Raw genomic sequence first — 21,913 nt, 5'->3', positions numbered from 1 at the left:
ATCCTATGCTTTGTCATGAGGGAACAACACGGAAAAAGACCATTCGATCCGTTGTGCAATGGCGGCATTTTCCAGCACTTCGGAAATTTTGCCGCTTACCGGTTCGGGGAGTACGCCCATATTGTTCAGGCGGGTACCGATAATCATCGGAGCAAACACCGAACCGTTTAAATAAGTGAGCCGCAATATCTGCTCGGAAAGCGTTAACCGACCGCCGCTGCTTTCGTTCAACAAAGACAGCAGGCCGTCTGAAAATCTGCCGAAACGGGCACGCAAAAATTCATCTACCACTTCCGCTCCGTCGGCACTGTCGGCCAGCACGCGATGTACCCATTCCAAATTGTCGCGCAGGCATACCGCCAACTGCCAAACGCTTTCACGCAGCCGTTTAACCGCCGGAATGTCCGTATGCGAATCAAATGCCACCAACTCGAATGAACGGTTATATTTTTCTTGCAGCAGTTCCATTAAAAACGTATTTTTATCGGCAAACGCGTGATGGAACATGCCCGCACTCAATCCGGCCTCGGCAGCCAGCAACCGCACCGAAAGTTTACGGTAGCCGTATTGCGGATAAAGCCGCAAACCGGCCTGAATAAGTTGGGAACGGGAGGAGTTTGTCATATAAATTGTTTGATTTTTATATTGGACGTACGTCCAATATAGCCCAGCACCACCCGCATTGCAATAGTCGGACACATGAGAAAGGCCGTCTGAACAAACTTTTCAGACGGCCTGAGATTCCGACGGAATCAATGGTAATGGTTTAAAAACGGCATGCAGTCTTAACTGACTGATTTGAATACAATACGATATCAATTACCGAGTGCGGCAATATTCAATGACACGCCCAGCGTATAACGCAATATTTCGGCGGCCACCCGATTGTGCCATTGCCCGAGCACGGCTTCACAGTCAGCAAGAATCCGCCGCCGCTCGCTTTCGGGCAATTCGGTGGCTTGATTTAAGGCCGTCTGAAATTGCCGGAACAAGGCCGTTTCAATCTTCCCGCCGTTTTCTTCGGAGGCCGTCTGAAAACCGGCAAGGGCATTGATAACGGAATCAGCCGTGTTCGGATTGCCGGCATGGTCTTTTTCAGACGGCCTGCCGAGATACACATTCAACAGATGCCAAACGCAATGTTGCACCAAAGCGGCCTCATCATTGGCACGGTAAGCCTGTTCGGCCTCCGCCAACAGTTTTTCTTCCAACTTCAGCGACGCGGCGTAAGGCAGCATATGCTCGAGCAAATCAATATAATGAACGGAATAAAGCGGCTGTTCGTACAAACGTTGGTATAACACCTCCCCCAAGGCATCGCCGTGCATCAAGGCCGTCTGAAAACCGGCGGGAGCAAGCATGGCATGCAGCAGCAACGGTGTCCGTTTGCCGTTTGATGCCAGAGAAAACCAGACATTCGGCGCATTCCGTGCCAACAATGCCTGCCGTGCGGCATAGTCAGGATTGGTGGCGATGATTTTTTGGCGCATGGCATCGGCCAGCTTCTGCTGTTCATTAAATCGGGCTTCCGCTTCGGCCGCCGCCCATTCGTCTTCTTTGCGTGCGTTTACCAGCGCGAAAACGCCTTCATAAGGCTGTTTTTCCCCCAACCATTCGGCGGCAGCCACCTCTTCGGCAAGCTGGCGGGCGCGATAGGGGCTGAGGCGGCGGATCCGCTCGATAATTTTCGGGTGGGTTGCGGCCAATTTGTCGAAAATATCCGGCTCATGAATACTGCCGAACATAAAATGGGCGTATTCCGCCGCATGCCAAGAATGCAAACGATGGCGCGGCGCAACGGCCACTTTGTGCAACGCCCCAACCATACCTTCCGTCTGGCGTGTGAATTGCACCGCCGAAGCATCCGCCAGATATTCCCGCTGACGGCAAATGGCCGCCTGAATCCAACCGGCAAGCAGTGCCCCCAAGCCGCCTATGATTCTGAACATAAGCCCCAGCAAGGTAAACGGCATGCTGACCAAACAACCGGCCACAACGGTATCGGCTTCTTCCTCTATGGTTTTCTTACTGCCTGAAATTTGAAAGCGTGTGCCGAACATCAGATATTTGCCCAGCACTTCAATCATCTGCAAACCGAACAGCCAACCGGTCAGCCGCATATTCAAACGCGTATCACCGTTAAGGATATGACTGAATTCATGGGCAATTACCGCTTGCAGTTCCGCACGGTTGAGATTATTTACCGCGCCTTGCGTAATACCGATTACAGCGTCTTTACCGCCCATGCCGGCGGCAAATGCGTTAATGCTGCTGTCAGGTAGGAGATAAACCTTCGGAAGCCGCATCATGGAAGCCAGCGCCATCTCTTCCACCACGTTCAACACCCGCCTTTCCGCCGGTGTTGCCGCCTTGCGCGGGTAAATACGTTCGCCGCCCAACGCTTCGGCCACAACGTGCCCGCCTTCCGAAAGGCTGCGCAAACGATACCAGCTGGCGGCTAGCATCACGCCGGCAAAAGATACGGCGATTATCAAATAATGTTTCAGGGTATGGAATTCTTTGGGCAAAAACCAACCGGATGCCCATGTGAGCAATGAAACGGTTAACGACATGGCGATAACATACAGTACAACCAATTTAACCGTATATCGGCGGGCTTGAGCCTGTTGCTCGAAGAAACGCATTTAAACTCTGCCTTATTGCAGAATGCGCGGGCTGATTTGAATCACGGCATTGTCTTCAAACTTCAACAAAACCGCATCTTGTTTATGGCCGAAAAAGCCGGCAAGCATATTGGTGGGAAACGACTGACGCAGGTTATTGTAAAACATCACCGAGTCGTTATATGCCTGCCTTGCGAAAGCCACGCGGTTTTCAGCAGTATCAAGTGCCTCGGTAAGCTGGGAAACGTTTTGGTCGGCTTTCAATTCCGGGTATGCCTCAATCGTTACCTGCAAATTCCGCAACGCACTGTTGAGTTCGGTTTCCACGGCTCCGAGCGAAGTTAACGAATTCACGTTCGGATTGGCCGCCGCCGCCTGCAATAACGACTCCGCACGACTGCGCGCAGCCGTAACCGCTTCCAAAGTGGCACGCTCGTGGTTCAAATAGATTTTGGTGGCTTCAATCAGATTGGGAATCAAATCATGACGCCGTTTAAGCTGCACTTGGATTTGTGCGAACGCATTGAGATATTGGTTTCTTCCGGCAACAAGTTTGTTATAAAGCACGGCAGGAAAAATCACACAAACGATAACAAAAAATAAAGCGAGAAACGGTCCCATCGTTATATCCTTTTTATCTTATTTTTTTCAGACGGCCTCCATATGAAACCGGCATGCGATACATAGACGATTATAACGGATAAACATTACTGTAATGTAGAGTTAGGTAAGGTAAAATTACCCATTTGTTTGAAAATATTTGGATTTTACTCACAAACTATTTACGCTTGCCCCGCTTTTCAGACAGCCTGAAGCCTTTCAACGCCCCGTTTTTAAATCAAACCACCTCAAAAAACGCCTGCACCGTTCCGGCCAAATCCAGCTCAAGCCTATCCCCCGCGTGTAATTCGCCCACTCCCGCCGGCGTGCCCGTAAAAACCACATCGCCCCTACACAAACCGTAAGTTTCGGCAAGCTCTTTCAAAATCGCCGGCAACGGATAAATCATGTGCGAAGTTTCACCGCATTGGCGCATTTCACCGTTTACTTTGAAAGTAAATTTGCAATTTTGCGGATTAACCAACTTATCCGCCCCGATAAATTCCGACACACATGCTGCGCCTCGGAAACCTTTGGCCTTAGTCCACGGCAACCCTTTTTCTTTCAGACGGCCTTGCACATCGCGCGCGGTTAAATCCAAGCCCACACCGTAGCCGGCAATAATTTCAGTCAAATCATCGGAATTAAGGCCGTCCGAATCTTTGCCGATCAATAACACCAACTCGCTTTCATAATGCACCGAACGACTATACGCAGGCAAACGGATGGTGCCGCCCGAGTGCAAAATACTGTTGTTCGGCTTCATAAACACCACCGGTTCGGTAGGCGTTTCATTTTTCAATTCGGCAATATGATCTACATAATTTCGGCCGATACAATAGATATTGTTGATATCTACCGTTTGTTTTTCCAAGATGACATTCACCATAACGCCCTCTCTCAATATTTACGTATTATTATTGTTTATACTTTACCCCAAATCAGGAAAACAATGTTTTAGTATCTTAATTCCCAATTGTTTTCAAAAACGCTTCGAGCTATCCAGCGTTGCCGGATGTTTCATATTACGTAAACATAATATGATAGGGGTAACCTATTTTTAATGTAAGTAATGATAAAAATTTATACATTTAAAACAATATGTTATAGAAATATTCATTATTTTTGTCAAAATAATTTAATAAAATTTCGATTTAACTGTAAGAAATGCCTTATAACGCCGTCTAATCCCGCGTAACTTTTACATTTGGAGCTCCCAAAGCAATCCCGTGTGGCACCCAACAGCTGTGAAACCTAATGATTCTAAAGTGTTATCCGGTTTTCCATGCAGGTTTTTATGCTCGCAAACTTGCATCTTGTATAATTATTACGTTTTATAGCAATACCATTCGGCAATTTTTATTTTATATTTCACATACGTTTTCAAAGAAAAGATAAGAAAGGAATTATATTATGTTTAAAAAAGCACTTATTGTATCGACTTCTTTGCTGGCTCTTGCTGCCTGCTCACCCAGCGAAACCGCACAATCCGCACAACCTGCCGCAGAAGCCGTACAAGCCGTGCCGCAAACACCTGCCGATTGGGAAGTATCTAACGCCGGTATTACCTTCCTGAGCAGCAAAATCAACAAACAACTGGGCAGCGTAACCGAGCAATCACGCTTTACAGCCAGCCAAGCTATGTTGGGTAAAGACGGTGAATTCAAAATGGAAGTGGATTTGAGTAGCGTAAACACCGGTATCGAAATCCGCGACCAACGCTTGAAAGATTGGGTATTTGAAACTGCCAAATTCGCTAAAGCCAACGTTACCGGCAAAGTAGATGTAGACACCGTGAACAAACTGGCTATCGGTGAAACCGTTAATTTGAAGCAACCTTTGGTTTTGGACATTCACGGCAAACAAATCAATCTTGAAGCCGACCTGTCTGCACAACGCATCAGCGCAGACAAAATCATGGTTAGCACCCTGAGCCCTGTTCTTTTGGATGTTAAAGCAATGGACATGGTTGGCGGTGTGGCACAACTGGTTGAAGTAATGGGCTTGAGCTCTATTGTTCAACAAGTTCCGGTTTCTTTCAACGCCGAATTCACTCGTAAAGAGTAATCAGGCCGTCTGAAACCTGATTTCATTCCATATTCCCTTTTCTAGATCACAGGCCGTCTGAACAATTCAGACGGCCTGTGGTTTTGTGTTTTAGGAAAACGGAACACTTTTCCGATTAAAAACAGCATAGCAAATAAACTTATTTTGGATACAAGGCGACAAGCCGCAGACAGTACCAGCAGTACACAAAAATCAATTCTGTTGCCGCTTCAGTGGCTCACAAATCGTTCTCTTCGAGCGAAGACGCAGCACAACTCCGTAACATGTTAAGTTTATTTGCTATACGTTTGTGATGCCGCAGTTTTTTATCGAATTCAAAAATTCATTCCTACAAAAAAGACGAATCGTTTAGGCAACCGGTAGGGCGGGCATCCCTACCCACCGCTACTACCTACCTACACCATAACGGGCAAGGATCTTTATCGAAATCCAGAATTCGATTTACGCAGCTTATGACTATAAAAAGGCCGTCTGAAAAAACTTTTTCAGACGGCCTTATTCCATCATGCGATTGGTTTTATTTACCCAAAGCACCCAGCACTTTGCCAACCACCTCGCCGACAGCCACGCTTTGCGCTTCGTTGTCGGTGCGCTTGGCGTATTCGACGTTGCCTTCTTTCAAAGCACGGTCGCCGATGACGATGCGGTGCGGGATGCCCAAAAGCTCGGAATCGTTCAGCAACACGCCTGCACGTTCGTCGCGGTCATCGAGCAGCACATCCGCGCCTTTTGCCTGCAACTCGGCGTAGAGCTTGTCGGCCGCTTCGCGCACGGTGTCGGATTTTTTGTAGTTCATCGGCACAATCACCACTTCAAACGGTGCCATTGCATCTGTCCAAATAATGCCGCGTTCGTCGTTATTTTGTTCGATGGCGGCGGCCACGATGCGGGTGATGCCGATGCCGTAGCAGCCCATTTCCATGATTTGCGCTTTACCGTTGTTGTCCAAGAAGCTGGCATTAAGAGCTTTGGAGTATTTGTCGCGCAGTTGGAACACATGCCCTACTTCGATGCCGCGTGCCAATTTCAGACGGCCTTTACCGTCTGGGCTTGGGTCGCCTTCGATAACATTGCGTAAATCGACAAACTCAAGCTCGGGGCAATCGCGGCCGAAATTGAAACCTGTGTAGTGGTAGTCGTCTTCATTGGCACCGATAACGGTGTCGGCCAGTTTTTCGACCGCAAAATCGGCATACACTTTGCCTGTGAAACCGACAGGTCCGAGTGAGCCGCCGCTTGCGCCTAAGGCCGTCTGAATGGCGGCAGGCGTAGCCATGGCCAAAGGAGATTTTACGCCGGCAAGTTTTTCGGCTTTGATGTCGTTGAACTCGTGATCGCCGCGTAACAGCAGCAATACCAATTCGCCTTCTTCTTCGCCTTCCACCACGATGGATTTGAGTGTTTTTTCAATCGACACATTCAAAAACGCCACCAAGTCGGCAATGGTTTTCACATTAGGCGTATGGACTTTGGTTAAGGTTGCGGTGGCGGCGGCACGTTCGCCTTGTTGCGGCAGGGTCGGTGCCAGCTCGACGTTGGCGGCGAAATCGGATTCGTCGCTGTATGCGATTACGTCTTCTCCGCTTTCGGCCAGCACTTGGAATTCATGCGAACCGGTGCCGCCGATGCTGCCGGTATCGGCGGCAACGGGGCGGTAGTTCAAACCCAAGCGGTTGAAAATGCGGCAATATGCGTCGTACATCGTGTTGTATCCTTCCACCAGCGATTCATAATCGGCATGGAAAGAATAGGCATCTTTCATCACAAACTCACGCGCGCGCATCACACCGAAACGGGGGCGGACTTCGTCGCGGAATTTGGTTTGGATATGGTAAAAATTTTTCGGCAATTGCTTATAGCTGGTGATTTCTTTGCGTACGATGTCGGTAATCACTTCTTCGCACGTCGGCCCCATACAGAAATCGCGTTCGTGGCGGTCTTTAAGACGCAGCAACTCTTTGCCGTAAAATTCCCAGCGGCCGCTTTCCTGCCATAATTCGGCGGGCTGCACCACCGGCATCAGCAGCTCCACTGCACCGGCACGGTTCATCTCTTCGCGCACGATGTTTTCCACTTTGCGCAGCACGCGCAAACCCATCGGCATCCATGTGTACAAACCCGAAGCATTGGCTTTGATCAGGCCGGCACGCAGCATCAGTTTGTGGCTGGCGAGGGAGGCTTCGGCAGGGGCTTCTTTTAAGGTGGAAATGAAAAATTGACTGGCTTTCATGTTGATATCGGCAGGAAAAATCAAAAATGTGCATTGTACCGCAAAGCGGCTTTTTTCGGCAGGCATTTATCCGGTATTTCTTGCTTTTCGGGTAATGTCAATCTAATTTTGTACACAATTTTCAGACGGCCTTGTTTTATTTAAAGAATTTGTTTTCAGGCCGTCTGAAAAGCCATTTAAAAATATAATCCATTGATTTATATAATCTTTTAAATTGACTATTTTTAAGGCAGTTTAACGCGCCGATTGTCGGCAAAGGCTTTTTTCGAGTTACTCCAAATTTATACACAAAGTTATCCACAAAGTTTGTGAATAGAATTACAGCAATAATAAATATCATGATTATGCTAACTAAAATTTTCACAATACATAATTGATGTATTTGCATATACGGTATTTATCATACTGTTATTTCAGACTGCCTGTTTCTGATATATTCGCATTACCCCTCCAACTATCGAAAGCACCATCATGACCGCACTGACACTGATTTCCCGCAATAAAATGTTTAACGGCCATCACGAACGTTACAGCCACCGTTCAGATGCCACCGGTACCGACATGACTTTCGCCGTCTATCTGCCGCCGCATGCCCTGCAAGGCTATCGTGTGCCTGTGCTTTACTGGCTCTCCGGTTTGACCTGCACCGATGAAAACTTTGCCACCAAAGCGAGCGCGCAACGGTTCGCCGCGCAATGGGGCATTGCATTAGTGATGCCCGACACCTCGCCCCGCGGGAAAGACGTGCCCGATGCCGACAGCTACGATCTCGGTCAGGGAGCCGGTTTCTATGTCAACGCCACAGAACAACCGTGGGCGGAACATTATCAAATGTACGACTATATCGTTCGCGAACTGCCCGACTTGGTGGAAAAACATTTTCCCGTTACCGATCAACGCAGCATTTTCGGCCACAGCATGGGCGGGCACGGCGCGTTGCAGATTGCCCTGAAGAATCCCGAACGTTATGCCGCCGTTTCCGCCTTTGCCCCGATTGTGAACCCGAGCGAAACACCGTGGGGACAAAAGGCTTTTGCCGCATACCTCGGCCAAAATCCGCAAATATGGGCGCAATATGACAGCACCGAATTGGTTAAAAGCGCCGCACGCAAATTGCCGATATTGATAGACCAAGGCGATGCCGACGACTTTTATCCCCAAGAACTGCAACCCGAAAAATTCGTTGCAGCCGCACGCGGCAACGGATTTAACGTCGAATTCAACTTGCGCCCCGGATACGATCACAGCTATTACTTCATCGCCAGCTTCATCGACACGCACATCGAATTTCACACCGATGCATTCGGGTTATGAAGATACCAAGGCCGTCTGAAACCTTTCAGACGGCCTTTTCCCACTATGCTACAATTCCCAATCAAAACTTCCGCCCATTCATTTACTACAAAGGAATGCTCATGACAACCATCGCCCATGATATTTTCAAAGCCTACGACATCCGCGGCATCGTCGGCAAAACCCTCACTAACGAAGCAGCCTACTTAATCGGCAAAGCCATTGCCACCAAAGCCTCCGGAAAAAGCATCAAAAAAATCGCACTGGGGCGCGACGGCCGTTTAAGCGGCTCCGAACTGATGGAAAATGTTTCGAAAGGTTTAACCGAAAGCGGCATAGACGTACTGAACGTCGGCATGGTTGCCACGCCCATGCTCTATTTTGCTGCCATCCGCGAATGCGAAGGCAGCGGCGTGATGATTACCGGCAGCCATAACCCGCCCGACTACAACGGCTTCAAAATGATGCTCGGCGGCGACACGCTGGCAGGCGAAACCATTCAAGAACTGCTGGCCATCATTGAAAACAAACGTTTTGTTTCAGACGGCCTCGAAGGAAAGGTTACCGAAAAAGACATCTCCGCCGAATACCAAAACCACATTGTCGGCCACATTAAACTCAAACGCCCGATGAACATTGTGATTGATGCCGGCAACGGTGTAGCCGGAGCATATGCGGGCGATTTATACCGCGCCCTCGGCTGTACCGTAACAGAGCTTTTCTGCGATGTGGACGGCACTTTCCCCAACCACCATCCCGACCCTGCCAAGCCGAAAAACCTGCAAGATGTCATTAACGAACTGAAAACCGGCAACGCGGAAATCGGTCTTGCCTTCGACGGCGACGGCGACCGCTTGGGCGTGGTTACCAAAGAAGGCAACATCATTTACCCCGACCGCCAACTGATGTTGTTTGCCCAAGACGTTTTAAGCCGCAATCCCGGCGCAAAAGTGATTTTCGACGTAAAATCCACCCGCTTGCTGACTCCGTGGATTAAAGAATACGGCGGCGAACCGATTCTGGAAAAAACCGGCCACAGCTTCATCAAATCTTCCATGAAGAAAAACGGCGCATTACTGGGCGGCGAAATGAGCGGACACTCTTTCTTCAAAGAACGCTGGTTCGGCTTCGACGACGGCCTCTACGCCGGCTGCCGCCTGCTGGAAATCCTTTCCGCCGGCGACAATCCTTCCGCCGTGCTGAACGCCTTGCCGCAAAGCATTTCCACGCCCGAACTGAATATTGATTTACCCGAAGGCAGCAACGGCCACAAAGTGATTGAAGAATTGGCGCAAACCGCCCGATTTGACGGTGCGGAAGACATCATCACTATCGACGGCCTGCGCGTAGAATTCCCCGACGGCTTCGGCCTGATGCGCGCCTCCAACACCACGCCGGTGTTGGTGCTGCGCTTTGAAGCCGACAGCGAAGAAGCCATCACACGGATTCAAAACCAATTTAAAACGGTGATTGAAAGCAATCCCGCGCTGCATTGGCCGTTATAATTTGGATTATCAGGCTATTTGGAAAACAAAATAGCAAAAGGCCGTCTGAAATTCAGACGGCCTTTTGCCATGATGCATCAATATTAAGTATCGGCCTAACGAAAAAACTAACGTTTACCGCCGAAAACAATGCCTAAATCTTCCGGTTCAGTCAAATCGGAAACAGCAGGCTTGGTAAACTCCACACCACCGGCAATTTCTTCTGCTTTCGGTCCGAAGAAGCCTGCTCCATAGGAACCCTTGCCAAGTTTTGCTGAAGAGGCGATACCTTCCAATTCTGCACCTCCTTTGAATCGGGCATCCGTACTTTCTTTAATTTTAGCTTTTTCCAGTGTGATATTCCCGAATTCTTGTAATCCGGAAATACTGCCGTATCCTTCTTTACGATCGAAATCAGCCGTGTAAGTTAATTTTCCTTGAGTATTGCCCGTGAAAGCATCACCGGTATAAGTAAATTTATTACCTGAGGGCAGTTGGTTAAACGGTGTAACTTTACCTTGGATATCATCAATGGCAAATTCATTCACCACTTCTTCTTTACTGTCGGCATCATACTGCTTTTTGATATAAGAGCTGACAATAATAGAGTGTGCCTGTTTGTAGAGGCGTAAATCACCTTCGCTCTTCACAACAGACTCCCCTGCTTTACGCCCGTCAACACGATCTTCAAGAGTTACTTGTGCTTTAAACGGTTTGGTATGCAATCCTTCATTAAGAGAAGAAATATCTACGGTTTGATTGCTTTTATATGTTTTCCCATCTATTGTTATCAAGTAATTTTTAGCTACTACTTCACGCAATGTAGTCTGGCCGTTTAAAGTACTTCTACTTGTTTCAACTACTTCATTTTCTTGATTGGGAATTTGAAAACTAGAATATTTCTGTTTAACTGTTTCGGTTGCATTGGTTGAAATGCTGTTTCCCCCTCCGCTTCCCCCACACGCAGCCAGCAAAAACATAGAAGCCGCACAACAAATTGCCATTTTTTTCATAATATCTCTCTTGTAATAATAAATAAAAAGCAAGTTTTAATTTTAACATAAAAAAACATTTATCGCAATTTCTATACAATATTAAATGTTTTGTAAACAATTACTTTTTCAAAACCTATTGCTATCTGACACATATGTTCTTAATTTCGAAACATGAAAAATCTTTCAACACAAGATGACTCACATCAAACAACCTTTATTAACAAAAATATTTAACAATCACCATCTATATAATTTTAGTTTTCAACGTATCCGCCAAACCACCCTACCAGCAAACTAGGAGTCAAAATGTTATCTTTTTTAGCATCCAAACAGGGCAATCCCGTACCCGAGGCAGAAGTCAGAGAACGGTATAACCGCCTCAGATGGCATGCCTTATTCGGCATCTTTATCGGTTATGCCGCCTACTACATTCTGCGGAACAACTTTCTGCTTTCGTCTCCCGAGCTGATTGCCGAATTCGGCTTTACCAAAAAAGACATCGGTTTTATTTCCGGCACGATGCTGATTGTGTACGGCATCAGTAAAGGCGTGATGTCGGCGCTGGCCGATAAGTCGAACCCGAAACATTTTATGATTTTCGGTTTGATGATGTCCGCCCTCGTCAACCTCATGATGGGCTTCAGTGCATCTTTCTGGATTTTCTTATTGCTGTGTATTCTGAACGGTATTTTTCAAGGTATGGGTGCGGGGCCCGCTTATGTGGTGCTGGCAAGCTGGTTCCCGCGAAAATCGCGCGGCGTAACGACAGCTGTTTTCAATATCTCGCATAACGTCGGCGGCGGCCTGATCGCCCCGATTGCCGGTGCTGCGATCGCATGGCTGGGCACGGAGCATTGGCAGGCCGCACATTTTATTGTGCCCACCGTACTTGCTTCCATCGTTGCCGTTATTGTTTATGTGTTCGGTGCGGGCCGTACTTACAACGAAGGCCTGCCCCCTATGAACCAAATTCTGCAAAATGAAAATGAAGAGTTGGTGGCCACCAAAACAGAAGACATCGACCTGACCACATGGCAGATTTTCAAACAATATATTCTGAAAGACATCAATGTATGGTTCGTATCGTTTATCGACGTATTCACCTACATGATCCGTTTCGGCGTGCTGACTTGGCTGCCGCTGTATCTGCTTGAAACCAAAGGATTCACCAAAGGCCAAATGGCAACCGCTTTTGCAATTTTCGAATGGGCGGCCATTCCGTCGACCCTGCTTGCCGGCTATGTAACCGACACCTATTTCAAAGGCAGACGCATGCCGCTGGCCATGATCGCTTTGGTCGGCGTGGGCATCGCCATCTTTGCTTACTGGGGCGGGCAAGACCTGCTCACCGTTACTATCGGTGCCGGTATCGTAGGCTGTTTGATTTATGTGCCGATGTTCTTGTCTTCACTGCAAGCCATTGAGTTGGTACCTTCTTTTGCCGCCGGTTCCGCCACCGGTTTGCGCGGTCTGCTCAGTTATGTGCTGGGCAGCTTCTCCGGCACGGCCCTCTTCGGCATTTTGGCCGAACGTTACGGCTGGGATGCCGGTTTCTACCTGCTGCTGTTTGCCGTAGCCGCATGTATTTTCTGCTGTTTCATGACCCATCGCGGCGTATTGCGTTTGGAAAAACGACGCATCGTTGTCGACACCCAGTAATCCGACCCGATTCATGCTATATTAAAGGCCGTCTGAAATTTTTTTCAGACGGCCTTTAATCTTCGATTTCCATATCATCCGAATCCGAACATTCATGAGCAAACACATCCTTCTCGGCATCAGCGGCGGCATTGCCGCATACAAATCCTGCGAACTGGTACGACTGTTAAAAAAACAGGGACATGACGTTACCGTTGCCATGAGCCGTGCAGCAGCCGAATTTGTTTCGCCGCTTACTTTTCAAGCGCTCAGCGGCAATCCCGTTTTATTCGAAACCCACGGCGGATATAGCGGCAACGGCATGGCACACATCAATCTCACACGCCAAGCCGATGTCTTTCTGATTGCCCCTGCCACAGCCAACACCATCGCAAAAATAGCCAACGGCATCGCCGATAACCTGCTCACCAACCTTGCAGCCGCACGCAAATGCCCGCTTGTGGTTGCTCCTACCATGAATGTCGAAATGTGGTTCAATCCTGCCAACCGCCGCAACATCGCCCAACTGATTTCAGACGGCATCACCGTATTCCAACCCGCCTACGGCGAGCAGGCTTGCGGCGAAACCGGCGTAGGCCGCATGCCCGAAGCGGTCGAATTGGCAGAGCTATTGCCTGACTTATGGACGGAAAAAAACCTACAAGGCAAAAAAGTATTGATTACCGCGGGTGCCACCTTTGAAGCCATTGACCCCGTGCGCGGCATTACCAATATTTCCAGCGGCCAAATGGGAACCGCCCTCGCCCGCGCCTGCCGAGCCGCCGGAGCCGAGGTTACCCTGATATACGGCCAACTTCAAACCCTGCTACCTTTCGGCTTGGCCCATACCGAGCAAGCGGTCAGCGCCCAAGCCATGTATGAAGCGGTGCATAAACATATCGGCAGACAAGACGTATTTATTTCCGTAGCCGCCGTAGCCGATTACAAAGTGAAAAACAGCAGCCCGCAAAAACTGAAAAAAGACGGCAGCGGCATTCCTCCCGTCATCGAATTGGCGGAAAACCCTGATATCCTCGCTTCCGTAGCTTCACTCGCCAACCCGCCGTTCTGCATCGGATTTGCCGCCGAAAGCGAAAACGTACTCGAACACGCCCGCGCCAAACGTTTGCGTAAAAACATTCCGATGCTGGTGGCCAACGACGTTTCCACCGCCATGGGTAAAGCAACCAATCAAATTACCATTATTGATGAAAAGCAGGAAATCTCCCTGCCAGAAACCGATAAAAACCAAGCCGCAGCCGCAATCGTGACCCACTTGGCGGAATGGGTAAAATAACGAATCCGATATATGTATAACAAATAAATTTTTTTCTGCTGCGGCATTACTACGCCTTAGCTCAAAGAGAACGATTTTATAAGCTGCCGAAACGGCAACAGGATTAGTTCCGTACTGTTTGTACTGTCTGCGGCTTACTGCCTTGTATCAAAAATAAGTTTATTTATCATATTAAGAGGCCGTCTGAAAATTTTCAGACGGCCTCTTATATTCAACTTATCAATTGATAAATATTAACCTTCTTTGCTTTCAGCTGCTTTAACACGTAAACGCAAACCCAATTCACGCAGTTGTTTATCGTCAACCGCATTCGGTGCGTTGGTCAGCAAGCATTGGGCGCGCTGGGTTTTCGGGAAAGCAATCACGTCGCGGATGGATTCGGCACCTGTCATCAAAGTAACCAAACGGTCTAAACCGAACGCCAAACCACCGTGCGGAGGCGCACCGAATTTCAGGTTGTCCAGCAGGAAGCCGAATTTGTTTTGCTGCTCTTCCGGCGTGATTTTCAGGGCGGCGAACACTTTTTCCTGAATGTCGGCACGGTGGATACGGATAGAGCCGCCGCCGATTTCCCAACCGTTCAGCACCATATCGTAAGCGCGCGCCAAGCAGTTTTCGGGATCGCTTTCCATCAAATCTTCATGGCCTTGTTTCGGCGAAGTAAACGGATGGTGCATGGCAGCATAGCGGTCGTTTTCTTCGTCGTATTCAAACATCGGGAAATCAACCACCCACAACGGTTTCCACTCATCCACAAAGTAGCCGTTTTCCGCACCGTGCTCATGGCCGATTTTGATACGCAATGCGCCGATGGCTTCGTTGACAATCTTGGCTTTGTCGGCGCCGAAGAAAATGATGTCGCCGTTTTGCGCTTCGGTTTTGGCAATGATTTCTTTCAGGCAGTTTTCAGACAGGAATTTCACAATCGGAGATTGCAGGCCGCTGTCTTCTCCGTTGGTGATGTTGCTCACGTCGTTGACTTTGATGTAAGCCAAGCCTTTCGCGCCGTAGATGCCGACAAATTTGGTGTATTCGTCGATGTCTTTGCGGCTTAATTTCGCGCCGTTCGGCACGCGCAAAGCCACCACGCGGCCGCCTTTCATGTCGGCTGCGGCACGGAATACTTTGAATTCTTCGGTTTTCATCAAGTCGGTCAGCTCGGTGAATTTGAGCGACACGCGCATATCGGGTTTGTCGGAACCGTAGTAGAACATGGCTTCGGAGAAAGGCATGCGTGGAAAATCGCCCAATTCCACACCCAATGCTTCTTTAAACACCTGTTTGGCCATGCCTTCGGTAATGTCCATGATTTCGTTCTCGCTTAAGAACGAGGTTTCAATATCAATTTGGGTGAATTCGGGCTGACGGTCGGCACGCAAATCTTCATCGCGGAAGCATTTGGTGATTTGGTAATAACGGTCGAAACCGGCCACCATCAACAATTGCTTGAACAGTTGCGGAGATTGCGGCAAAGCGAAAAATTCGCCCGAATGCACGCGGCTGGGCACAAGGTAGTCGCGCGCGCCTTCGGGAGTGGAACGGGTCAGCATCGGCGTTTCGATATCGATAAAGCCTTGTGCATCCAAATAACGGCGCACGCCCATAGCCACTTGGTAGCGCAGGCGCAGGTTGCGCTGCATTTGCGGACGGCGCAGGTCGATAACGCGGTTGGTCAGGCGCACGTTTTCGCTGATGTTTTCGTCGTCGATTTGGAACGGAGGCGTAGCGGCGGTGTTTAAAATCTCGATTTCTTTCGCCAAAATTTCAATCTTGCCGGAAATCATTTTATCGTTGGCCGTGCCTTCGGGGCGGTTGCGTACTTTACCGGTAATGCTTAACACGTATTCGTTACGGGCCGAATCGGCGGTTTTGAAGGCTTCCGGTGTGTCGGGGTCGATAACCACCTGCACGATGCCTTCGCGGTCGCGCAAGTCGATAAAAATCACACCGCCGTGGTCGCGGCGGCGATGCACCCAGCCTTTCACGGTAACGGTTTGGTCTAAATATTGCTCGTCAATCAAGCCACAATAATTGGTACGCATAAAAATGAATCCCTTTATTTATTTTCGGATTTTGATGTTGATTGGAGGCCGTCTGAAACGGTTTCGCCGTTTTCAGACGGCATAGCTGTCAGCAAGGCAGGGGCTTCGGCAGAAGCCGGCAGCACCATGCCTAAAGAAATAACGTATTTCAACGCTTCGTCCACGCTCATATCCAGTTCGCGCACATCGCTGCGTTTTACCATGATGTAATAACCGCCGGTGGGATTGGGCGTGGTCGGCACATAAACGGAAATATATTCCTCGTCTTGCGGCAAACTTTGCAGTGCAGGAGCCGGAATGCTGCCGGATACAAAAGCCAGCGTCCAAATGTTGGGTTGCGGAAACGGCACCAGCACCGGTGTTTTAAACGATTGCCGCGAATCGGAAAGCAATGATTCCGATACTTTCTTAACGCTGGAATAAATGGATTTTACAACCGGTATGCGGCCGAGCAGGTTATCCCAAGCGGCAATCATGCGTTTGCCTAATACATTCGCACCCAACAAACCGGTAACGAACAATACCAACACCGCTACGATGAAGCCCAAACCGGGAATATTGAATCCTAAAAAGTATTTCGGCTGCCAATGCAGAGGAAGCAGATTAATCAATTGGTCGGACGCGGAAACAATATAGGTAATCACCCAAACCGTAACGGCAATCGGCAGCCATACCAGAACACCCGTAATCAGGTATTTCTTCAATGCCTTAGCGAAACTGCTGCTGTCTGCCGTGTATTTTGCCATAGTGTCAATCTTAAAGTTGCTGCCCAAACGCGGCATTATACGCGTTTGGGCAGCAATAAACGAGTGTTTTTGAACGTTTTAAAAACCGTCCCAATCATTTAACATAAAACCAAAACCGATGCTGTTATGTTTATGGTTATAGTCGAGCAAACTTTCGCCGTAACCGTGAAAACCCTGTACATAACCTTTCAGCTTGCCTTTAATCGGGAAAGTATAATCGGCTTGCACGCCTCCTCTGCCGGTTTTCGGGTTATAACGCATGGTGGTGGCGATGGTTTGCTTGTTGTTAAATAAGTATTGGAGTTTTAAATCGCCATAACCCATATAACGGGAAATATCGGGGTTATCGTCTCTTTCGCCTTTTTGGTCGAACGCCCTTACCCATAAACGCGGAATCACCGTTAATTTGCCCCATTCCATACCTGCCATGCCGTAGATGCGGTTCCAAGAGCGCGATAAAGGGCGGCTTTGACCGTTCGATTGGTGCACCAAACCCAAACCGAGCATACGCAATTTACCGCCGCCGGGCAAATCGGCCTTCACCGGCTGGGTAATAAAAAACTCCGGCTGGTAATCGTTGTTACGAAACGGTGCCGATTTTTCGCCTTGATTCCAGACCTGCCAATGCGAAGTTTGAGTATAACCAAACCAAATATCGGCACGGGTTTTGAATACATCTTCCATCAACTTGGTTTTAAAAGAGGCCTGCATTTTGGCTTCCAAGCGCTTCTGCTCTTTGGAAATGCGGTTTTCAGACACTCCCCGCGTAGACGATTGCGGCATTCTGTTCGGGTTGCTGTTGTACCACGCGGGAATCAGATACATGGGATTATGCTCGCGTACCGATAAAATTCCGCTTGTGTGATTCTGATCCAAATCATACATATGGCTCAGCGGGGTATAAGCGTCCGCTGCATCAAGTAAAGTTTCTGTAGGAGCAGCCAACGGTTGCGCTTTGTCTTTACTGAAAACAATAGTGGCTTCTTTTCGATTCAAGCTTTCATCCACCGTCCTAACCAAATCCACAGCTTTAGGTTCGCTTTTAGGCGGTGCTGGCTGCTTTTGCAGCGGGAATTGTGCCGAATACACTTTATCAAAACAAGCCAGACGCAATGAGTTGTCCCGTACCAACGTACATTGCAATGCGGCATCTTCTGCCACAGCCGAAGGTACTGCTGCCGATAAACAGGCACCGATAATCAAATAACGTTTTAACATTATATTTACCAACCACTTTCCAAAGGCCATCTGAAAACTTCAGACGGCTTCCAAACGTTTGCCTCACCGTTTCAATTTATCAAAATCTTCAAATCAAAAAAGCAAATGCTCCTGAACACGAACTTCCGTCTGTTCAGGAGCATTTACATGATAGCAGTGCGGAGCCCCAACAGCTTTACCGCATCGCGCCTACCGGCCTGCTCAAATTAAGCCAAAGCTTTAATTTTGGTAGACAAACGGCTTTTATGACGAGCTGCTTTGTTTTTGTGATAAACGCCTTTATCGGCAATGCGGTCGATCACTTTCACAGACTCTTGGTAAACCGCTTGGGCGGCAGCTTTATCGCCGGCTTCAACCGCTTTCAGTACTTTTTTCACCGCTGTGCGGAAAGCAGTACGCAGGCTGGCGTTGTGGGCACGTTGTTTAACCGCTTGGCGGGCGCGTTTGCGGGCTTGTGCGCTGTTTGCCATATTGAATATCTCCTGATAAAAATCAAATTTTCGTAAACGCGTAATTTTAAATACTTAACTGTATATACGCAAGTGTTTTAATCAAAAACCCCCGATACCCACCTGCAAGCCCTCCCGAAAGCGACAATCTTCAAACAGAAATGCTGCTTTCAGACGGCCTTTCCACCCCATATCCTACCTCCTCAAAACACCTCTATCATTTTGATTTTTATTAGGCACTCCATTACAATACCGCTTCATGCCGCCGCCGGGGTTTACTATGGGGCAGCGGCTTCTTTCATTTCAACCATTTCATCAGGAAAACAACCCGTATGAAAAAATCAGTATTAGCCGTAATCGCAGCCCTTGCTTTGGCCGCTTGCGGCGGACAAAGCGAGCAAAAAACCGCCCAACCTCAAGCAGATGCAGGCTCTGCCGCTGCTGCCAATACAGACGGCCTGCCCGCAACCGACACACTCAACATCTACAATTGGTCGAACTACGTTGACGAAAGCACCGTTGCAGACTTCAAAAAAGCCAACAACCTGAAACTTACTTACGACCTGTATGAAAATAATGAAACGCTGGAAGCCAAAGTATTAACCGGCAGATCAGGTTACGACCTTGTTGTGCCCGGTATCGCTTTCCTGCCGCGCCAAATCAAAGCAGGTGCATATCAGAAAATCAATAAAGATTTGATTCCGAACTATAAAAACATCGATCCTGAGCTGTTGAAAATGCTCGAAACGGCTGACCCCGGCAACGAATACGCCGTACCTTATTTCTCAGGCGTGAACACTTTGGCCATTACAGCCAAAGGTAAAAAAATACTGGGCGGCCAACTGCCTGAAAACGGCTGGGATTTGCTGTTCAAACCCGAATACACCAACAAATTGAAATCTTGCGGCATCGCTTTGTGGGATACCCCCAGCGAAATGTTCCCGATTGTGCTGAACTATCTGGGTAAAGACCCGAAAGGAACCAACGCCGACGACATCAAAGCGGCGGCGGCCACTCTGCAAGCCATCCGCCCCGACGTGAAACGTTTCAGCCCGTCGGTTATCGATGAACTGGCCCGTGGCGACGTGTGTTTGGCAGCAGGCAACGGCGGTGATTTGAACATGGCGAAAGCGCGTTCGGAAGAAGTGAAAAACAATGTAGGCATCGAAGTGCTCACACCGAAAGGCATGGGCTTCTGGATCGAATCTTGGCTGATTCCCGCCGATGCCAAAAACGTGGTTAATGCCCACAAATATATCAACCATACGCTTGACCCTGAAGTGGCTGCGAAAAACGGCAATGCCGTTACTTTCGCCCCCGCAAGCCTGCCGGCCCGTGAGAAAATGGATCCTGCGCTGGTTGCCACCCGCTCCATTTTCCCGAATGCCGATGATGTAAAAGACGGTTTCGTTATGCCGCAAATGGCAGATGATGCGAAAAAACTGACCGTGAATCTGTGGCAGAAAATCAAAGTCGGCTCCCGCTAAACCTGTTTTCTTGGAAAACAACGGCTGTATGATGCAGCCGTTGTTTTTTATGATTGGCAAGCCGAGCATAACTAATATAGCTTAACTTGAGTAGGAAACAGATGATCTCTGCTGCTCTACTCGGGTGCACCGGCTCAATCCGCTTTGTCGCTTTTCCTGTATTGTCCGGGAGACATGCCATATTGCTTTTTAAAAGCTTTACCGAAATGCGTTTCCGATCGGAAGCCTACCGACAAGCCCACCGATAACACCGAATCTGCCGTATTTTTAAGCAACAAAGCAGCCTGCTGCAAACGGATACGGTTTACAAAGACGTGAGGGCTGACCCCTATTTGCTGTTTAAATAAACGCATCAACTGGGCCCTCGACATATTGGCTGTTGCCGCCATATCACTGACACTCCACGTATGTTCCGGCGATTCCAACACCGCTTGCACCACTCCTCTGAGGCGGTTATCCTGCCAACCGTTCAATGTACCGGCCAACGCCTCCCGATTGCCCTGTTCCAGATAAACACGCATCAACAACACCAACAAAACGGAAAACAGAGCATTTATAACGGTTCCCGCTCCTTCCTCTTTGCGTTCCGCCTCGTATTCCAACATGCCGATCAAAGCACGCAACGAAGGGTGTTCGACTTTCAGATAAACGACTTCCGGCAAACTCCTGATTAAATCAGCTTGGGCATCATAATCAAAACAGGCGCAAAATAAATCCATGCCCTGCCCGGCCGAACCGCTCTTTTTCAGCGTAAACACCCCGTTTTGCACAACTTCCGGTACATCGCCGATGTTATCGCAAGCCGCGCTGCTGCTGATAACATGCCCCGCGATGCGGGGAAACAAAACCACATCTCCCGCTTCCAAAAACCTTGCATCACACCCGTCGACCTTTAAATACCCTTCCCCTTCGGCAACGATATGTACTTGCCCCTGCGTTTGCACAGGCTCTTGCCTTACATACCAATTTTCTTGAAAACGGCATTGCACATCCACACGCCCTTTGATTTGGGCCAGAGAAACTAATTTGTCGAGAATATCCATTTCGCACCAGATTTTGAGACGATTTGCAGATTATTCTACTGTTTTTTTTGTAAAATGAGGCCGTCTGAAATTCAAAATAACTAACCTGAAAGGAAATTAACATGTTTCAAAACTGGCCTGAACATACTGCCCATGTAAAAAAATTGTTTGGCGAATTAGGCAAATCCCATCCTAAAATGGTCCAAGCCTACGACTTGCTCGATCAAGCGGCGGCTGCCGAAGCATTGGACGAGAAAACCCGAGAGCTGATTTCTATTGCCGTAGCGATTACCACGCGCTGCGAAAGCTGCATCAGTATTCATGCCGAAAATGCAGTTAAAGCAGGTGCAACCGAAAGTGAAATCGTCGGAGCGCTGGCAACAGCCATTTCACTCAATGCCGGTGCCGCCTACACCTACGCTTTACGTGTTTTGGAAGCTGCCGAAACCCAACGCTAACTCTCCCAGTTCGTTGCTATATCAAGCAGATGAACCTTGCCCGCCTTACGGCGGGCTTTTTTCAGACGGCCTGTATAGAAAAATCTGAACATTGATTGATCATCCGGTGCGAGCTGCCAAAACAACAGCCTTTCAGCCGTATTTTTGCAAGAGATGAACATAGATATTGTATAATCCCGCTTTCTGCCAAGCCGCCTGCATAAATGTTTTTCAATATTTCCGAAACTTCAACGGCATCAGGCGGTCAATGTTCCTTTTGCCGC

General features: G+C 48.6%; 18 protein-coding genes. 7 read left to right on the top strand and 11 right to left on the bottom strand.

What is annotated here, in order from left to right; genetic code table 11:
- Nucleotides 1-3 precede the first annotated feature (3 nt).
- From Q0X97_RS00400 to Q0X97_RS00385, 4 genes are all read right to left on the bottom strand, one after another.
- Nucleotides 4-624 (bottom strand): TetR/AcrR family transcriptional regulator, encoded by a 621-nt coding sequence (locus Q0X97_RS00400; protein ID WP_302067648.1) that lies wholly within the window; start codon nt 622-624, stop codon nt 4-6.
- A 191-nt stretch (nt 625-815) separates the two neighbouring features.
- Complete coding sequence (locus tag Q0X97_RS00395) at nt 816-2,645, bottom strand: M48 family metalloprotease (protein WP_302065298.1); 1,830 nt, start codon at nt 2,643-2,645, stop codon at nt 816-818.
- Between the two features lie 12 nt (nt 2,646-2,657).
- A complete protein-coding gene (locus Q0X97_RS00390) occupies nt 2,658-3,245 on the bottom strand; it encodes a LemA family protein (RefSeq protein WP_302065297.1) in 588 nt (195 codons plus the stop codon).
- A gap of 217 nt (nt 3,246-3,462) precedes the next feature.
- Nucleotides 3,463-4,113, bottom strand: coding sequence for a fumarylacetoacetate hydrolase family protein (locus Q0X97_RS00385; protein ID WP_302065296.1), 651 nt, complete (start codon nt 4,111-4,113; stop codon nt 3,463-3,465).
- A 524-nt stretch (nt 4,114-4,637) separates the two neighbouring features.
- Between Q0X97_RS00385 and Q0X97_RS00380 the strand changes: the two genes are divergently transcribed.
- The gene (locus tag Q0X97_RS00380) at nt 4,638-5,291 is read left to right on the top strand and encodes a YceI family protein (RefSeq protein WP_302065295.1); all 654 of its coding nucleotides are present in this window, start codon (nt 4,638-4,640) and stop codon (nt 5,289-5,291) included.
- A 517-nt stretch (nt 5,292-5,808) separates the two neighbouring features.
- Here Q0X97_RS00380 and Q0X97_RS00375 read toward each other — a convergent pair.
- Complete coding sequence (locus Q0X97_RS00375) at nt 5,809-7,521, bottom strand: proline--tRNA ligase (RefSeq protein ID WP_302065512.1); 1,713 nt, start codon at nt 7,519-7,521, stop codon at nt 5,809-5,811.
- A 471-nt stretch (nt 7,522-7,992) separates the two neighbouring features.
- On the opposite strand from Q0X97_RS00375, the gene fghA reads away from it, so the two are divergent.
- Both fghA and Q0X97_RS00365 read left to right on the top strand, forming a co-directional pair.
- Nucleotides 7,993-8,835: an S-formylglutathione hydrolase gene (gene fghA, locus Q0X97_RS00370; protein WP_302065294.1), complete on the top strand. Its 843-nt coding sequence runs from the start codon at nt 7,993-7,995 to the stop codon at nt 8,833-8,835.
- Nucleotides 8,836-8,936: 101 nt separating this feature from the next.
- Nucleotides 8,937-10,319, top strand: coding sequence for a phosphomannomutase/phosphoglucomutase (locus tag Q0X97_RS00365; RefSeq protein WP_302065293.1), 1,383 nt, complete (start codon nt 8,937-8,939; stop codon nt 10,317-10,319).
- A 107-nt stretch (nt 10,320-10,426) separates the two neighbouring features.
- Here the strand turns inward: Q0X97_RS00365 and Q0X97_RS00360 are convergent, their stop codons facing one another.
- Nucleotides 10,427-11,311, bottom strand: coding sequence for a factor H binding protein domain-containing protein (locus Q0X97_RS00360; protein WP_302065292.1), 885 nt, complete (start codon nt 11,309-11,311; stop codon nt 10,427-10,429).
- Between the two features lie 288 nt (nt 11,312-11,599).
- On the opposite strand from Q0X97_RS00360, the gene Q0X97_RS00355 reads away from it, so the two are divergent.
- Nucleotides 11,600-12,952, top strand: coding sequence for an MFS transporter (locus Q0X97_RS00355; RefSeq protein WP_302065291.1), 1,353 nt, complete (start codon nt 11,600-11,602; stop codon nt 12,950-12,952).
- A gap of 94 nt (nt 12,953-13,046) precedes the next feature.
- Nucleotides 13,047-14,228 (top strand): bifunctional phosphopantothenoylcysteine decarboxylase/phosphopantothenate--cysteine ligase CoaBC, encoded by a 1,182-nt coding sequence (gene coaBC, locus Q0X97_RS00350; protein ID WP_302065290.1) that lies wholly within the window; start codon nt 13,047-13,049, stop codon nt 14,226-14,228.
- Between the two features lie 233 nt (nt 14,229-14,461).
- Here coaBC and aspS read toward each other — a convergent pair whose 3' ends face one another.
- From aspS to rpsT, 4 genes are all read right to left on the bottom strand, one after another.
- A complete protein-coding gene (aspS, locus tag Q0X97_RS00345; RefSeq protein ID WP_302065289.1) occupies nt 14,462-16,270 on the bottom strand; it encodes an aspartate--tRNA ligase in 1,809 nt (602 codons plus the stop codon).
- Nucleotides 16,271-16,284: 14 nt separating this feature from the next.
- On the bottom strand, nt 16,285-17,016 hold the full coding sequence (locus tag Q0X97_RS00340; protein ID WP_302065288.1) for a DUF502 domain-containing protein: 732 nt from the start codon (nt 17,014-17,016) through the stop codon (nt 16,285-16,287).
- Nucleotides 17,017-17,094: 78 nt separating this feature from the next.
- On the bottom strand, nt 17,095-18,264 hold the full coding sequence (locus tag Q0X97_RS00335; protein WP_367881721.1) for a phospholipase A: 1,170 nt from the start codon (nt 18,262-18,264) through the stop codon (nt 17,095-17,097).
- Nucleotides 18,265-18,440: 176 nt separating this feature from the next.
- Nucleotides 18,441-18,704 carry a 30S ribosomal protein S20 gene (rpsT, locus tag Q0X97_RS00330; RefSeq protein WP_302065286.1) on the bottom strand — a complete coding sequence of 88 codons (264 nt, stop codon included), beginning with the start codon at nt 18,702-18,704 and terminating at the stop codon, nt 18,441-18,443.
- 311 nt (nt 18,705-19,015) lie between these two features.
- Here rpsT and Q0X97_RS00325 point away from each other — a divergent pair, with 311 nt between their 5' ends.
- Nucleotides 19,016-20,170, top strand: a complete 1,155-nt coding sequence (locus Q0X97_RS00325) for an extracellular solute-binding protein (protein WP_302065285.1) — start codon at nt 19,016-19,018, stop codon at nt 20,168-20,170.
- 134 nt (nt 20,171-20,304) lie between these two features.
- On the opposite strand, the gene Q0X97_RS00320 is transcribed toward Q0X97_RS00325, so the two are convergent.
- Nucleotides 20,305-21,213 (bottom strand): AraC family transcriptional regulator, encoded by a 909-nt coding sequence (locus Q0X97_RS00320; protein ID WP_302065284.1) that lies wholly within the window; start codon nt 21,211-21,213, stop codon nt 20,305-20,307.
- Nucleotides 21,214-21,314: 101 nt separating this feature from the next.
- Between Q0X97_RS00320 and Q0X97_RS00315 the strand changes: the two genes are divergently transcribed.
- The gene (locus Q0X97_RS00315; protein WP_085390856.1) at nt 21,315-21,650 is read left to right on the top strand and encodes a carboxymuconolactone decarboxylase family protein; all 336 of its coding nucleotides are present in this window, start codon (nt 21,315-21,317) and stop codon (nt 21,648-21,650) included.
- Nucleotides 21,651-21,913: the final 263 nt, after the last annotated feature.

The organism is Neisseria sp. MVDL19-042950 (assembly GCF_030504625.1).
Classification (GTDB): Bacteria; Pseudomonadota; Gammaproteobacteria; order Burkholderiales; family Neisseriaceae; genus Neisseria.
Note: the sequence above shows the minus strand (reverse complement) of the source record. Positions and strands in the feature narration are given on the sequence as shown.

What these genes read in the sequence shown, in the direction of transcription:
- coaBC (WP_302065290.1), top strand. Translation starts at nt 13,047, where the DNA reads ATGAGCAAACACATCCTTCTCGGCATCAGCGGCGGCATTGCCGCATAC.
- Q0X97_RS00395 (WP_302065298.1), bottom strand. Translation starts at nt 2,645, where the DNA reads ATGCGTTTCTTCGAGCAACAGGCTCAAGCCCGCCGATATACGGTTAAA.
- aspS (WP_302065289.1), bottom strand. Translation starts at nt 16,270, where the DNA reads ATGCGTACCAATTATTGTGGCTTGATTGACGAGCAATATTTAGACCAA.
- Q0X97_RS00360 (WP_302065292.1), bottom strand. Translation starts at nt 11,311, where the DNA reads ATGAAAAAAATGGCAATTTGTTGTGCGGCTTCTATGTTTTTGCTGGCT.
- Q0X97_RS00390 (WP_302065297.1), bottom strand. Translation starts at nt 3,245, where the DNA reads ATGGGACCGTTTCTCGCTTTATTTTTTGTTATCGTTTGTGTGATTTTT.
- Q0X97_RS00340 (WP_302065288.1), bottom strand. Translation starts at nt 17,016, where the DNA reads ATGGCAAAATACACGGCAGACAGCAGCAGTTTCGCTAAGGCATTGAAG.
- rpsT (WP_302065286.1), bottom strand. Translation starts at nt 18,704, where the DNA reads ATGGCAAACAGCGCACAAGCCCGCAAACGCGCCCGCCAAGCGGTTAAA.
- Q0X97_RS00375 (WP_302065512.1), bottom strand. Translation starts at nt 7,521, where the DNA reads ATGAAAGCCAGTCAATTTTTCATTTCCACCTTAAAAGAAGCCCCTGCC.
- Q0X97_RS00380 (WP_302065295.1), top strand. Translation starts at nt 4,638, where the DNA reads ATGTTTAAAAAAGCACTTATTGTATCGACTTCTTTGCTGGCTCTTGCT.
- Q0X97_RS00335 (WP_367881721.1), bottom strand. Translation starts at nt 18,264, where the DNA reads ATGGCCTTTGGAAAGTGGTTGGTAAATATAATGTTAAAACGTTATTTG.
- fghA (WP_302065294.1), top strand. Translation starts at nt 7,993, where the DNA reads ATGACCGCACTGACACTGATTTCCCGCAATAAAATGTTTAACGGCCAT.
- Q0X97_RS00325 (WP_302065285.1), top strand. Translation starts at nt 19,016, where the DNA reads ATGAAAAAATCAGTATTAGCCGTAATCGCAGCCCTTGCTTTGGCCGCT.
- Q0X97_RS00320 (WP_302065284.1), bottom strand. Translation starts at nt 21,213, where the DNA reads ATGGATATTCTCGACAAATTAGTTTCTCTGGCCCAAATCAAAGGGCGT.
- Q0X97_RS00385 (WP_302065296.1), bottom strand. Translation starts at nt 4,113, where the DNA reads ATGGTGAATGTCATCTTGGAAAAACAAACGGTAGATATCAACAATATC.
- Q0X97_RS00355 (WP_302065291.1), top strand. Translation starts at nt 11,600, where the DNA reads ATGTTATCTTTTTTAGCATCCAAACAGGGCAATCCCGTACCCGAGGCA.
- Q0X97_RS00365 (WP_302065293.1), top strand. Translation starts at nt 8,937, where the DNA reads ATGACAACCATCGCCCATGATATTTTCAAAGCCTACGACATCCGCGGC.
- Q0X97_RS00400 (WP_302067648.1), bottom strand. Translation starts at nt 624, where the DNA reads ATGACAAACTCCTCCCGTTCCCAACTTATTCAGGCCGGTTTGCGGCTT.
- Q0X97_RS00315 (WP_085390856.1), top strand. Translation starts at nt 21,315, where the DNA reads ATGTTTCAAAACTGGCCTGAACATACTGCCCATGTAAAAAAATTGTTT.